At 71.4% G+C, this 13,076-nt stretch carries 12 protein-coding genes; 7 read left to right on the forward strand and 5 right to left on the reverse strand.

Translation table 11 applies throughout. The annotated features are described in order from the left end of the window. Positions 1-209: 209 nt before the first annotated feature. Both ACW9TB_RS08765 and ACW9TB_RS08770 read right to left on the reverse strand, forming a co-directional pair. Positions 210-842, reverse strand: coding sequence for a hypothetical protein (locus ACW9TB_RS08765; protein ID WP_472747425.1), 633 nt, complete (start codon positions 840-842; stop codon positions 210-212). Positions 843-889: 47 nt separating this feature from the next. Then, positions 890-2,122, reverse strand: coding sequence for an NYN domain-containing protein (locus ACW9TB_RS08770; protein ID WP_472747426.1), 1,233 nt, complete (start codon positions 2,120-2,122; stop codon positions 890-892). A gap of 240 nt (positions 2,123-2,362) precedes the next feature. Here ACW9TB_RS08770 and ACW9TB_RS08775 point away from each other — a divergent pair, with 240 nt between their 5' ends. The 3 genes from ACW9TB_RS08775 (at position 2,363) to ACW9TB_RS08785 (ending at position 5,732) form a co-directional block, all read left to right on the forward strand. Beyond that, on the forward strand, positions 2,363-3,565 hold the full coding sequence (locus tag ACW9TB_RS08775; RefSeq protein ID WP_472747427.1) for a phosphotransferase family protein: 1,203 nt from the start codon (positions 2,363-2,365) through the stop codon (positions 3,563-3,565). A gap of 99 nt (positions 3,566-3,664) precedes the next feature. Next, positions 3,665-5,389: a DEDD exonuclease domain-containing protein gene (locus tag ACW9TB_RS08780; protein WP_472747428.1), complete on the forward strand. Its 1,725-nt coding sequence runs from the start codon at positions 3,665-3,667 to the stop codon at positions 5,387-5,389. Between the two features lie 55 nt (positions 5,390-5,444). Next, the gene (locus tag ACW9TB_RS08785) at positions 5,445-5,732 is read left to right on the forward strand and encodes an Lrp/AsnC family transcriptional regulator (RefSeq protein ID WP_472747429.1); all 288 of its coding nucleotides are present in this window, start codon (positions 5,445-5,447) and stop codon (positions 5,730-5,732) included. On the opposite strand, the gene ACW9TB_RS08790 is transcribed toward ACW9TB_RS08785, so the two are convergent. The 3 genes from ACW9TB_RS08790 to ACW9TB_RS08800 all read right to left on the reverse strand — a co-directional run bounded on the left by ACW9TB_RS08790 (position 5,679) and on the right by ACW9TB_RS08800 (position 8,298). Next, entirely contained in the window at positions 5,679-6,692 is a 1,014-nt protein-coding gene (locus ACW9TB_RS08790) for a sensor histidine kinase (protein ID WP_472747430.1), read from the reverse strand. The two genes, ACW9TB_RS08785 and ACW9TB_RS08790, sit on opposite strands and share 54 nt — an antisense overlap. 108 nt (positions 6,693-6,800) lie before the next feature. Then, entirely contained in the window at positions 6,801-7,871 is a 1,071-nt protein-coding gene (trpD, locus tag ACW9TB_RS08795; RefSeq protein WP_472747431.1) for an anthranilate phosphoribosyltransferase, read from the reverse strand. A gap of 28 nt (positions 7,872-7,899) precedes the next feature. Continuing rightward, the gene (locus ACW9TB_RS08800; RefSeq protein ID WP_329093937.1) at positions 7,900-8,298 is read right to left on the reverse strand and encodes a DNA-binding transcriptional response regulator; all 399 of its coding nucleotides are present in this window, start codon (positions 8,296-8,298) and stop codon (positions 7,900-7,902) included. Between the two features lie 195 nt (positions 8,299-8,493). Here ACW9TB_RS08800 and ctaE point away from each other — a divergent pair, with 195 nt between their 5' ends. Genes ctaE through qcrB form a run of 4 tightly spaced genes read left to right on the forward strand, consistent with a single transcriptional unit; the run spans position 8,494 to position 12,755 of the window. Then, on the forward strand, positions 8,494-9,111 hold the full coding sequence (gene ctaE, locus ACW9TB_RS08805) for an aa3-type cytochrome oxidase subunit III (RefSeq protein WP_472747432.1): 618 nt from the start codon (positions 8,494-8,496) through the stop codon (positions 9,109-9,111). Positions 9,112-9,127: 16 nt separating this feature from the next. Beyond that, a complete protein-coding gene (gene qcrC / locus ACW9TB_RS08810; protein ID WP_472747433.1) occupies positions 9,128-9,943 on the forward strand; it encodes a cytochrome bc1 complex diheme cytochrome c subunit in 816 nt (271 codons plus the stop codon). After that, entirely contained in the window at positions 9,940-11,052 is a 1,113-nt protein-coding gene (qcrA, locus tag ACW9TB_RS08815; protein WP_472747434.1) for a cytochrome bc1 complex Rieske iron-sulfur subunit, read from the forward strand. The genes qcrC and qcrA overlap by 4 nt, the downstream gene beginning before the upstream one ends. Then, positions 11,052-12,755: a cytochrome bc1 complex cytochrome b subunit gene (gene qcrB / locus ACW9TB_RS08820; RefSeq protein WP_472747435.1), complete on the forward strand. Its 1,704-nt coding sequence runs from the start codon at positions 11,052-11,054 to the stop codon at positions 12,753-12,755. The genes qcrA and qcrB overlap by 1 nt, the downstream gene beginning before the upstream one ends. Positions 12,756-13,076: the final 321 nt, after the last annotated feature.

The following is a 13,076-nucleotide window of genomic DNA, read 5'->3' on the forward strand; positions in this document are numbered from 1 at the left end:
GGCGAGGCCGAGGATCTTCGCGATACCGGCAGGCGGCGACGGCGCAGATCTTCGCGGTCGCCTCGCCCCGCCCGCAGGCAGCGGCGCAGACCTTGGCGGTCGTCACGCCCCACCCGCGGGCGACGGCGCAGATCTTCGCGCCCCGCCCGCGAGCAGCGACGTACGCCTTGGCGGGGTCGTCGCGCGCTACCCGCGGGTGGCGACTCGCGCTATCCGCAGGTGGCGACGGTGCAGATCTTCGCGGTCATCTTCCTGGCGTCGCGCAGCTGGTCGGTCCAGTCGCCCTTCGCGGGCTTGGAGTATTCACCGGCCCAGAGATAGACCAGGACGGCGTTGCCCTTCCTGACCAGCACGCTCCGGTCGCCGCCCACCCCGGCCTTCTTCCCGTAGTAGACCTGGCCGGAGATCCTCAGCGCCTCGTCGCCGAGCCCGGTCAGGCGCGCGGAGGCGTAGCGGTAACGGGAGCTCGCGTCGCCCCTGGCCCCGCACCTGGCCAGTGCGTCGCGCACCTGGGCGACGGCCGAGACGGCCGAGGCCCGCGAACCGTACAGGATCACCTGCTCGACCTTCATGAAGTCCGGCACGCCGGTGAAGGTCACCGTCCGCGCGGCCACGCGGCCGGTCGCGGCCAGCGTGCTCCGGTCACACGGGTTGACGGCCAGCCTCGCCTTCGCCGAGTTGACGACCTTCCAGTTGGTCTCGGGGTCGTTGTCCTTCTTTGCGGCGTCCTTCTCGTACAGCAGAAAGCCCCTGGGGACGGCGGCCGTCGTGGCCGCCGCGGGGGTGGTGACGGTCGTTCCGGCGGCCACGACGGCGAGGGCGAGCGTTATGATCTTCTTCATCGAATCAAACCTCCTGGGTGATCCGATGCCTCACGACCCCGAAAGGTTTACGCGCGGCCCAGACGTCTGAGAAGAAGCACCGAGGGCACCGGCCTGGCGCCCATCCTGCGGACCGACTCGGCCACCTCGCGATCCGAGGAGACCACCGCGACCGCGCGCCCCGCGGGCTCGGCGCGGACCAGCTGGCGGATCAGGTCGTCGGCGATCTGGTTCGGGGCGCTGAACAGCACGCGCACCCCCCTGGGCGCCGACACCGGGACCGGGCCGTTCAGCTCGGCGCCGTCGAAGACGCACGTCAGCTCGGTACGGGTCTGCGCGTAGAGCGCGCCGAGGCCGGTGAGCAGGCGGCTGCGCTGGTCGGCCAGGGTGAACGTGCCGTAACCGGTCTTGGTCACGTTGTAGCCGTCGACGATCAGGTGGATCTGCGGCAGCGCGAGCAGCTGGTCGAGCAGGGCGGGGTCGTCGTCGGCGAGCGCCCGCGCGGGAACCGCCTGGACCCCCTGCCTGCCGGGCGCCACCGAGGCCACCGAGTCGGCGGGCCGGTGGATGCCCGAGGGCAGGGCGAGCTCCCTGCGCAGCCCTGCCGCGGCGTCCTGTAAGGCGTCGAGCAGCATCCGGACCTTGGTGTCCTCCACGCTGCGGCCCTCGCGGGCGGCCCTGCGCGTCGACTCCAGCTGGCGCTCGGCGTCGGCCAGCCGCTCGCGCAGGCGGCGCAGCTCGCTCTCCACCGTGCTCCCCGCCGAGAGCGCGGCGGACCTCGCCTCGTCGGCCACCTCCTGGGCCGCGGCGGCGCGCGCCTCGGCGGCCTTGGCCCGCTCGCGGGCGTCGTGCAGCCTGCGGCGCAGGTCGGAGACCTCCGAGCGCGAGGTCCTGAGCTGCTCGCGCAGCCGCTCGGACTCCTCCTTGGCCGTGGTCTTCTGGGTGGCCAGCTGCTCGCGCAGCCGGGAGACCGTCTGCTCCTGGGCGGAGCCCTCGGCCGCGGCGACCGACCGCTCCAGGTCGGCGCGGGCCACCTCCACCATGTCCGCCCAGCCAGGCGGCCGGGTCAGGTAGGCGGCGGCGGCCACCATGACGGGCTCGGCCGCGGGCGGGACCGTGCCCTCGGCGAGGCTCGCGACCAGCTCGGGCCAGCCCGCGGTCAGGGTCTCGGCGACCAGCTCGCGGAACTTCTTGTCGGTCTCCAGCTGCGCGGCGATCGGGGCGCCGCCCAGCCTGGCCCGCTTGCGGGGGTCGAACTTGGCGATCCCCTTCAGCGGCGGCGGCACCGAGGCCGCGGGCATCGAACCGAGAATCTGGGAGGCCAGCTCCACGACATGTAAGCGGACCTGCTCGGGTAACGGACGAGACAGGCCCTCTCCGGCTGAACTCATCACGGCCCCTACTCGGATCGGTCTTCAGTCAAGGGTACGGCTCCCGCACCCTGACCCCGACCTGACCGCAAGTCGACCGGCGGCCGACGAAGCCGTGAACGCTCTGTGGACAAGCGCTTGCTGCTGGGTTACGACTGTGCGGATCGCCTTGTGACGCACGCCACCCGGGAGAGCGCGATGGACGAGCCGACGAACAAGCCTACGGGCGAGCCGAAGGACGGGCCGACGGACAGGCACGGCGGGCACGACGGGCGGACCGAGGACATGCGGACTTCGACCCGCGACCTCGGGGAGTTACGGGAGCGGATGCGCCCGTGGCTCTCCGCGAGGGTGGGATCCCCCGTCACGCTCTCCCCGCTGTCCCGCCCCTCGGGCAACGGCCTGTCCAGCGAGACGCTGCTCTTCGACGCCTCCTGGACCTCCGCCGAGGGCGGGCACGCCATCTCGTGCGTCGCCAGGATGGCCCCGGCGAGCGAGGCGGTGCCGGTCTTCCCCGGCTACGACCTCGGCAGGCAGTTCGAGGTCATGCGGCTGGCGAGGGAACGCGCGGGCGTGCCCGCGCCCCGGCCCCTGTGGTATGAGCCCGACCCCGGGCCCCTGGGCGCCCCGTTCTTCGTGATGGAGCGGCTCACCGGTGACGTGCCGCCGGACGTGATGCCCTACACCTTCGGGAGCTGGCTGATGGACGCCTCCCCCGCCGACCGCGACCGGCTGCAGCGCGGCAGCGTCGGGATCCTGGCCGCGCTGCACGACACCCCGTTCACCGCCGGGGAGCTGCGCCCCCTGGAGGCCCCCGGGACGGGCGGGACGGCGCTGCGCAGGCACGTCGAGGACCAGCGGGCCTACTACGAGTGGGCGCACGGCTCCATGCCCGTCCCGCTGCTGGAGCGGGCGTTCGGCTGGCTGGAGGAGCACTGGCCGGCCGACCCGGGTCCCGACGTGCTGAACTGGGGTGACGCCCGCATCGGCAACGTGATGTACCGGGACTTCGCCCCGGTGGCGGTGCTCGACTGGGAGATGGCCGCGATCGCCCCCCGCGAGCTGGACATCTCCTGGATGATCTTCCTGCACGCCTTCTTCCAGGACATCGCCGAGGTCATGGAACTACCGGGGATGCCGGACTTCATGCGGCGCGAGGACGTCTGCCAGACGTACCACGAAATAACGGGATACAAGCCTCGGGACATGGAGTTCTACGAGACGTACGCCGCCCTCAGGCACGGCATCATCATGGCCCGCGTCGGGCACCGGCAGATCCACTTCGGCGAGCAGGCCATGCCCGGGGACCCCGACGACCTGGTGATGCACCGGGCCACCCTCGAACGGATGCTGGACGGAAGCTACTGGGACTGAGACGCCGGGAACCCCCGGGTTTTCCGGCGTCCGGCGCGTACCGGCCCGGGAAGGGGGCGGTGCGGTAAATGTCGGTCGAGGCTTCTAGGGTCGTGAATCGTGGACTACGCCGTGCAGGGAACACTCGACGAGCTGGGCACCCCGCTCAGCCAGATCACCTTCGTCGTGTTCGACCTGGAGACCACCGGTGTCTCGGCGGGCGAGCACGCGATCACCGAGATCGGGGCGGTCAAGGTCAGGGGTGGCGAGGTGCTCGGCGAGTTCGCCACCCTGGTCGACCCCGGCTCGCCGATCCCGCCGTTCATCTCGGTGCTGACCGGCATCACCGACAGCATGGTGGTGGCGGCGCCGAGGATCGAGTCGGTGCTGCCGTCCTTCCTGGAGTTCGCCGCGGGCTCCACCCTCGTGGCGCACAACGCGGGCTTCGACCTGGGGTTCGTCAGGGCGGCCTGCGCCGCGCACGGGTATCCCCCACCGGCCCACCAGGTGGTCGACACCGTCGACCTGGCCCGCAAGCTGCTCACCCGCGACGAGGCGCCCAACTGCAAGCTGTCCACGCTGGCCAGGATCTTCAGTGACACCGAACCCTGCCACCGGGCGCTCGCCGACGCGCGGGCCACCGTCGACGTGCTGCACGCCCTGATGGAGCGGGCGGGCTCCTTCGGGGTGCACACCCTGGAGGAGCTCAAGGGCTTCGTCCGCGCGCCCACCCCCGAGCAGCGCCGCAAGCGGCACCTGGCCGACTCGGTGCCCGCGGGCCCCGGCGTCTACGTGTTCGAGGACGAGGGCGGCGACCCCCTCTACGTCGGCAAGAGCACCAACCTGCGCAACCGCGTGCGCAGTTACTTCACCGCGAGCGAGACCAGGCCCCGCGTCCGCGAGATGATCGGCATCGCCGCGCGGGTCAGGTCCATCGCCTGCGCGACCTCACTGGAGGCCGAGGTCAGGGAGCTGCGGCTGATCGGCTCCGCCAAGCCCCGCTACAACCGCAGGTCGCGCTTCCCCGAGAAGATGTTCTGGCTCAAGCTGACCGACGAGCCGTTCCCCCGCCTGTCGGTCGTCCGCGAGGTCAAGGACGACGAGGCCTCCTACCTGGGCCCGTTCAACAGCGTCCGCGCCGCGGAGGACGCCCGCACGGCCCTGCACGAGACGGTCCCGCTGCGCCAGTGCACCGAGCGGATCACCCCGCGCACCAGGCGTTCCGCCTGCGCCCTCGCCGAGATCGGGAAGTGCGGGGCGCCGTGCGAGGGCCGCCAGAGCCCCGGCGAGTACGCCGTGCACGTCGTGGCGGCCCGCCGGGCGATGGAGCTGGACGCGGCCCCGGTCTTCTCCGCGATCGAGGCCAGGATGGAGCGCCTCGCCCTCGACCAGCGCTACGAGGAGGCCGCGGCCGACCGCGACCGGCTCGCCTCCTACGTCCGCACCTCGGCCCGCATGCAGCGGCTGCGGTCGCTGACCTCGATCTCCCAGATGGTCGCCGCCGCCCCCCTGCCGGGCGGCGGCTGGGAGATCCACGTCATCCGGTACGGACGGCTCGCCTCGGCCGGGGTGATGCCGAAGGGCGCCCACCCCACCCCGTTCGTCGAGGCGCTGACCGCCACCGCCGAGACGGTGCCGCCCGGCCCCGGCCCCGTCCACGCCGCCAGCGCCGAGGAGACCGAGTGCGTCCTGCGCTGGCTGGAGTCGCCGGGGGTGCGGCTGGTGCAGGTGGAGGGCACCTGGAGCCTGCCCGTGTCGGGCGCGGGGCGGCTCAAGGCCCGCATCGACCGCGCCTACCAGACGGCCGAGCCGCGCCGGGCGCGTGAGGGCCGCCCGCTGCGCTGACGGGCGCGCTGGTAGCTTCTGAGGCGGCAAACCGCACTCAACGAGGAGGAAGCTCGTGGTCACCGCGATCGTTCACATCAACGCCGAGGTGGACCGGATCCCCGAGGTCGCCCAGACGGTCGCCGAGATCGACGGGGTGAGCGAGGTCTACTCCATAACCGGCGAGTACGACCTGATGGCGATGGTCCGCGTCGCCTCCTACGAGGAGATCGCCGAGGTCGTCCCCGGCCGGATCAACAAGGTGGACGGGGTGCTGCACACCGAGACCCACGTCGCCTTCCGCGCCTACTCACGGCACGACCTGGACGCCGCCTTCTCGATCGGCCTCGGCGAGTCCGACTGACCCCTCTCCCGTACGGGCCGGGCCCGCGGGTCCGGCGGCCGTGAGGTCCCCCTCCCCCGCGCGGGCCGGGCCGGGGCGCGCGGCGGGGCCGGTGACGTCCTCCCCGCCCTCACCCGCGCCGGTGGGGCCCCGGCGCGGCACGGTGGCGTCCCACTCGCCCGTACGGTCGCCCACCTCGCCCGCGGTGGGCAGCCGCGCCCGCACCTCGAACCCCCCTCCGGGCAGGGTCCCGGCCGCCAGCGTCCCGCCGAACAGGGTGGCCCGCTCGCGCATGCCGAGCAGGCCGTGCCCCGCGGCGGCGGAGGGGGCGGTCCTGCCGTCGTCCCGTACGAGGACGTCGAGGAAGCCCGGCCGCCAGCGCAGCGTGACGCGGGCCGAGCGGGCACCGGCGTGCCGCAGGGTGTTGCCGAGCGCCTCCTGGACGATCCGGTAGGCCACCAGTTCGAGGGCGAGCCCGACCTCGGCGGGGCTGCCGTCCTCGACCACGTCCACCCGCAGGCCCTGTTCCCTGACCCCGGCGAGCAGGTCGCGGAGGTCGGACAGCCTGGGCTGGGGCGTCCTGCCGGTGGAGGGGCCGTCGAGGTCGAGCAGCGACAGGGTGCGCTGGAGCTCGACGAGTGCCTGGCGCCCCGACTCCTCGGCCACCCGCAGGGTCTCCCTGGCCCGCTCGGGATCCCTGTCCATGATCATCCGTCCGGCGCCCACCCCGAGCGTCATCATGCTGATCCCGTGGGCGACGACGTCGTGCAGCTCGCGGGCGATGCGCGCCCGCCTCTCGGCGAGCCGGGCACCGGCCAGCGCCTCCCCCTGGGAGGCGAACCTGGCCTCCCAGGACCTGAGCCTCAGCAGCAGGAGCCTGCGCTCCCACGCCAGGCTCGCCACGGCCACGCACAGTACGAGCACCGCGCACGACAGCAGGACGGGAAACGCCTGCTCGGTCAGGGGGTCAGCACTCAACATGGCCGCAATCTAGAGCGACTCCCCCGAGCGATACATCCCCTCCTGGGCGGATCTTCCATCCGCCCAGGAGCGGAGGACCTCCGGTGCCTGGACCTCCCCCGGCGGAGGTCAGGACGGCTTGAGCGCCCGGCTGACCTCGATCCAGCGGTCGAGGGTCTCGGCGGCGGCGCCGGAGTCGACGGCCCGCGTCGCGCGCTCGTACCCCGCGGCCAGCGCGGCGTTCAGGTCGTCACCGGCACCCGCGCCGGCACCGTCGCCCGCGCCGTCGAGGGCGACCAGCGCGGCGGCGGCGTTCAGCAGCACCGCGTCACGGACCGGCCCCGTCTTGCCGCCGACCAGGTCGCGGACGGCCTGGGCGTTGAACACCACGTCCCCCCCGCGCAGCGCGTCGGGCGCCGCCCTGGGGATGCCGAGGGCGGCCGGGTCGAAGACGACCTGCTCCAAGGCGCCCTGGCGCACCACCCAGACCGTGGAGGTCGTGGCGATGGTGAGCTCGTCCAGGCCGTCGTCGCCCCTGAAGACCAGGGCGGAGACCCCGCGCTCGGCGAAGACGCCCGCGACGACGGGGAGCATGGCCGCGTCGAAGATGCCGATCGCCTGGGCGGCGGGCCTGGCCGGGTTGGTCAGCGGGCCGAGGAAGTTGAAGATCGTGGGGACGCCGAGCTCCTTGCGCGTGGGACCCACGAAGCGCAGCGCCGGGTGGTAGACCGGCGCGAAGCAGAAGGCGATCCCGGCCTCCACGGCGACCCTGGCGGTGTCGGCCGGGGCCAGGTCGAGCACGATCCCGAGGTGCTCCAGGACGTCGGCGGCGCCGCAGGAGGACGAGGCGGCCCGGTTGCCGTGCTTGACGACCCTGGCCCCCGCGGCGGCGGCCACGATCGCGGCCATGGTCGAGACGTTGACGGTGTGGGCCCGGTCGCCGCCGGTGCCGACCACGTCGACGACGGGACCCTCGACCGACAGCGGGGTGGCCCGCTCCAGCATCGTGCGCGCCAGGCCGTTCACCTCCGCGACCGTCTCGCCCTTCGCCCTCATCGACACCGCGAAGCCCGCGATCTGGGCGGACGTGGCGGATCCTGACATGATCTGGTTCATCGCCCAGGCGGTCTCGTCGGCCGTCAGGTGCTCGCCCGCGATCAGGGCGGACAACAGCGCGGGCCAGGTGGTGCGCGCGTCCATGAAGGTCTCCAGGGGGGTTCCGGGGGGTCTACCGGGCGGACAGGCGAGTGGACAGGCGGCGGCGCATCAGGTCGGCGACGGTCTCGGCGAGGACGACCGGGTCGATCGGCTGCGGCACGACGGCCTCGGCGCGCGACCACTCGGCCAGCCAGCGGTCGTCGCGGCGGGCGATCAGCAGGCAGATCGGCGGGCAGTCGTGGACCTCGTCCTTGGCCTGGCGGGCCACGCCCATGCCACCCGCGGGCTGGGCCTCGGCGTCGAGCACGGCGACGTCGATCTCTCCGGAGTCGAAGTGCTGGATGACCTTGGCATGGGTGGCGCACTCCACGATCTCCACGAGGGGCACGTCTCCGGCGGGGCGGCGGCCGATCGCCTGCCGCACCTTCTCGCGGGTGCTCGCGTCGTCGCTGTAGACGAGGACCCTCATCTTGTCGTCGGTGCTCACGGTCGCGCTCACTATCCCTCGTCGATGTATGGTCACCTGGGATGCTACCGGTCGGCCGGTCCGGAGACCCAGGCCGGAGCCGGGGGCGAGCGAATTGCCCTATACGTCCACTTTGGGGGGACGTATGCACCCCCTATCGGGGGGTCGTGCGGCGACCCGAGCAGGAGAGCCGCAATAATGCTGCCCGTGGCGACAGCATCCGCAATTTCAACGACGACGACAGCACACTCGTCCCGCAGACCCGATCTGGTCAGCGTCGGGACGATCGTCTGGCTGTCCTCCGAGCTCATGTTCTTCGCGGCGCTGTTCGCGATGTACTTCACCATCCGGTCGGTGAGCATCGGCCAGGGACTGCCCTGGCCCGAGGCCCACCTGAACATCCCGTTCTCCCTGGCCAACACGATCATCCTGGTCCTGTCGAGTGTGACCTGCCAGCTGGGCGTGTGGGCGGCCGAGAAGGGGCAGGTCGCCAAGCTGCGCTTCTGGTACATCGTCAGCTTCCTGATGGGCGCCGTGTTCGTGGGCGGCCAGCTGTTCGAGTACAGCGAGCTGGTCCACGAGGGGCACACGCTGTCGCACTCCGCGTACGACTCCGTGTTCTACCTGACCACCGGCTTCCACGGCCTGCACGTGACGGGTGGACTGATCGCGTTCCTGTTCATGCTGGGACGCACGTACGCCGCGAAGCGCTTCACCCGTGAGCAGGCGACCAGCGCGATCGTCGTGTCCTACTACTGGCACTTCGTCGACGTGGTCTGGATCGGCCTTTTCGTAACCATCTATGGCATTCACTAAGGAATCGGGGATCTCTGTGAATAGGATCACCGCTGGGCGGCGGCATCCCCTCGCGAGATACGCCGTCCTGCTCCTGGCCCTGGGCCTGATCGGCGGGGTCTACACCGTCGCGCTCGCGATCTCACCCGGTCAGCAGGCCGACGCCTCCATCGCGTCCGGCAGGGCCGACGACGTGGCGGAGGGCAAGAAGCTCTTCGAGCAGAGCTGCTCCAGCTGCCACGGGCCCAACGCCGAGGGCACCGCCCAGGGTCCGACCCTGATCGGCGTCGGCGCCGCCTCCGTGGACTTCCAGGTCAGCAGCGGCCGCATGCCCCTGGCCAACCCCGGAGCGCAGGCGCCGCGCAAGCCCACGGCCCCCTGGGTCAACGACGACACCGTCCGGCAACTCGCCGCCTACGTGCAGTCGCTCGGCGGCGGCCCGACCGTCCCGACCGACGAGCAGGTCGACGCCGCCAAGGGCGACAAGTCCAAGGGCGGGGAGCTGTTCCGCGCGAACTGCATCCAGTGTCACAACTTCGTCGGCTCCGGCGGCGCCCTGACCCAGGGCAAGTACGCACCGCCGCTCCACGACGCCACCGAGAAGCAGATCTACGAGGCGATGATCACCGGCCCGCAGGCGATGCCGGTGTTCAACGACAGCATCATCACCCCCGAGCAGAAGCGGGACATGATCGCCTACATCGTGGGCGTGCGTGAGGAGCCCAACCCGGGCGGCGCCGGTCTCGGCCGCATCGGCCCGGTCACGGAGGGTCTGGTGGCCTGGGTCGTCGGGCTCAGCCTCCTCTCCCTGGCCGCCATCTGGATCACCGCGAAGAGGCGACAGGCCAAATGACTGACAACAATCACGACATCGAACAGCCGGAGGAGCGCGCGCCGAAGCGCGTGATCGGCACCCCCTCCCCGGCGACGAGCACCTCCCTCCTCGGCCACGAGGAGCCGAAGAAGGCGGACGTCGTCCAGGTTCCCGGGGTGACCCCGCAGGACGAGGCGACCGCGCGGAAGGGCGAGAAGTACGCCGCCCTCTGCTTCGTGGTCGCCTTCCTGGCGGGCATCGGCTTCGTGGTGTCGTACGTGGTCTTCCAGGTCGGCGACCTGGAGAAGACGCAGGTCTCCAACCTCGCGCTGGGCGGCACGCTCACGCTGGCCCTGCTCGGGCTGGCCGCGGGCCTGACGACCTGGGTCCGCCTGGTCATGCCCAAGTACAACCTGGTCCAGGAGCGCCACGCGATGGCCTCCGACACCGAGACCCGGTCCTACGTGAGCGAGACTTTCCTCCAGGGGGCGAACGAGAGCGGCATCGCCAAGCGCCCGCTGCTGCGCCGCACCCTGCTGGCCGCCGCCGCCCCGCTCGGCCTGGCCCCGCTGGTCCTGCTGCGCGACCTCGGCCCGAGCCACACGAACTTCCCGGCCAAGCTCAGGCACACCGTCTGGGGCGAGAAGACCAAGGACGGCAAGCCCCTCAAGCTCATCGTCGAGGGAAGCGGCTCGCCCATCAGGGCCGCCGACTTCAACTCCCCCGGCGGCATCCTCTCCGTGGTGCCCGAGGGCTACGAGCACGACCTGAACGCGCTGGCCAAGGCCACACTGATCCTGATCAAGTTCCGTCCCGAGGAGCTCAAGTCCGGGACCAACCTGAACTGGACACACGACGGGATCGTGGCGTACTCCAAGATCTGCACGCACGTCGGCTGCCCCGCGGCCCTGTACGAGCAGACCACCCACCACATCCTGTGCCCGTGTCACCAGTCGACCTTCGACGCCGCAGACGGCGCCAAGGTCATCTTCGGCCCGGCCGCCCGGCCCCTGCCTCAGCTGCCGATCGCCGTCGACAATGAGGGATACCTCGTCGCAACGGCCGATTTCGCCGTCCCCGTCGGCCCCAGCTTCTGGGAACGCGGCGACGCCGAGGCCGAGGTCCGTGAGAACGGAGCCCAACAGTAATGAGCATCGAGACCGTTCCCAAGCCCATCGAGGGCGCGAGCACCTTCGTCGACGACCGCATCGGCGCGGGAAACTTCCTCAGGCGCAACCTGCGGAAGATCTTCCCCGACCACTGGTCGTTCCTGCTGGGTGAGATCGCCCTCTACTCGTTCATCATCCTGCTGCTGACCGGCACGTTCCTGACGTTCTTCTTCAAGCCCGGCATGGGCCACGTCGAGTACGCCGGATCGTACGGCCCGCTGCAGGGCGTGACCATGTCCGAGGCGTACGCCTCGTCGCTGAGCATCAGCTTCGACGTGCGCGGCGGCCTGCTGATGCGGCAGATGCACCACTGGGCCGCCCTGCTGTTCATCGGCGGCATGATGGTGCACGCGCTGCGGGTGTTCTTCACCGGCGCGTACCGCAAGCCCCGCGAGCTCAACTGGCTGATCGGCGTGCTGCTGCTCACGCTGGCGCTGGCCGAGGGCCTGACCGGCTACTCCCTGCCCGACGACCTGCTCTCCGGCGCCGGTCTGCGGATCACCGAGGGTGTCGCGATCTCCCTGCCGCTGGTCGGCACCTGGATCACGTTCTTCCTCTTCGGCGGCGAGTATCCGGGCGAGGACGTCATCGCGCGCTTCTACTCGCTGCACATCCTGCTCATCCCGGGCATCCTGCTCGCGCTCATCTCGGCTCACATGATCCTGATGTGGGTGCAGAAGCACACGCAGATGGCGGGCAAGGGCCGCACCAACGAGAACGTGGTGGGCGCGCCGTTCTACCCGGCCTTCATGATCAAGGCCGGCGCCTACTTCATGTTCACCTTCGGGGTGATCGCGCTGCTGGGGACCTTCGCCCAGATCAACCCGATCTGGTTGTTCGGCCCCTACACCCCCGCCGACATCTCGGCGGGCTCGCAGCCCGACTTCTACATGGGCTTCCTCGAAGGCTCGCTGCGCCTGATGCCCGCCTGGGAGATCAACCTCTTCGGCGGCGCGGGGGGCACGCTCGCGATGAGCGTGCTGATCCCGGCCCTGGTGCCCATGGGCATCGTCATGACGGGCCTGGCGCTGTACCCGTTCATCGAGCAGTGGGTCACCGGCGACCGCCGCGAGCACCACATCGCGGAGCGTCCCCGCAACAACCCGCACCGCACCGCGATCGGCATGTCGGCGGTCACGTTCTACGGCATCCTGTGGCTGCTGGGCGCCAACGACGAGATCTCGGCGTTCTTCCACGTGTCGCTGAACTGGACGACCTACGTGGGCCGGTTCCTGATCATCGCCGGTCCCGTGCTGGCGTACATCATCACCTACCGGACCTGCCTGGGCCTGCAGCGCGGTGACGCGGCGATCATCAGCCACGGCGTCGAGTCCGGTGTGATCAAGCGGCTGCCCCACGGCGAGTACATCGAGGTCCACGTCCCGCCGCACGAGGCCATCGAGGCCCACATGCGGGGCAAGGAGGCGATCCCGATCGTCTCCGGAGGCGGCGCGGGCCCGCAGGGCCGCGACGACATCCCCTCCAAGGGGATGCGCGGCCCGCTCGGCCGGCTCCGCGCCAAGATGAGCGCGGCGTACGGCGGCGAGAAGATCCCGCTCGACGACGGCCACGGCCACGGCGAGGGCCACGCCGCCATCGGCGAGGGCCACGGGAGCGACGGGACGCACGAGGAGCACGCGGCGATCGGCCAGGGCGGGGACGACAAGTCCCTGACCCGCTGACCCGTCACGGCCGACACCACACGAAGAGCCCGGACACCACACGGTGTCCGGGCTCTTCGCCGTACGCGCCCCGCGGAGGGGCGCTCGTTTGTTCGTACGCGCTCCCGGCGTTCGTTGTACGCGCCGTGCCTCCAGGGCCGTCACGGGGCTCCCAGGAGGCCCTCAGAGGGCTCCTCCGGGCCTGAGGTGGGCCGAGGCCACCCGGACGGCTCCCCGATGGGGACAGCCCCCCTGAGCCGCCGTGAGAACTCCGGGAAGCCCCCGGGGCCTCCGGAGCCTCCGCGGCCCGAGGCCGCGAGGGGGCCTCGGGGTCATGCCCCG

The organism is Streptosporangium sp. H13245 (assembly GCF_055690525.1).

Bases quoted from the DNA above. Each gene is read 5' to 3' on its own strand.
- ACW9TB_RS08800 (WP_329093937.1), bottom strand. From the start codon at position 8,298: ATGAGGGTCCTCGTCTACAGCGACGACGCGAGCACCCGCGAGAAGGTG.
- qcrB (WP_472747435.1), top strand. From the start codon at position 11,052: ATGAGCATCGAGACCGTTCCCAAGCCCATCGAGGGCGCGAGCACCTTC.
- qcrA (WP_472747434.1), top strand. From the start codon at position 9,940: ATGACTGACAACAATCACGACATCGAACAGCCGGAGGAGCGCGCGCCG.
- ctaE (WP_472747432.1), top strand. From the start codon at position 8,494: ATGCTGCCCGTGGCGACAGCATCCGCAATTTCAACGACGACGACAGCA.
- trpD (WP_472747431.1), bottom strand. From the start codon at position 7,871: ATGGACGCGCGCACCACCTGGCCCGCGCTGTTGTCCGCCCTGATCGCG.
- ACW9TB_RS08790 (WP_472747430.1), bottom strand. From the start codon at position 6,692: ATGTTGAGTGCTGACCCCCTGACCGAGCAGGCGTTTCCCGTCCTGCTG.
- ACW9TB_RS08770 (WP_472747426.1), bottom strand. From the start codon at position 2,122: ATGCCCGCGGCCTCGGTGCCGCCGCCGCTGAAGGGGATCGCCAAGTTC.
- ACW9TB_RS08765 (WP_472747425.1), bottom strand. From the start codon at position 842: ATGAAGAAGATCATAACGCTCGCCCTCGCCGTCGTGGCCGCCGGAACG.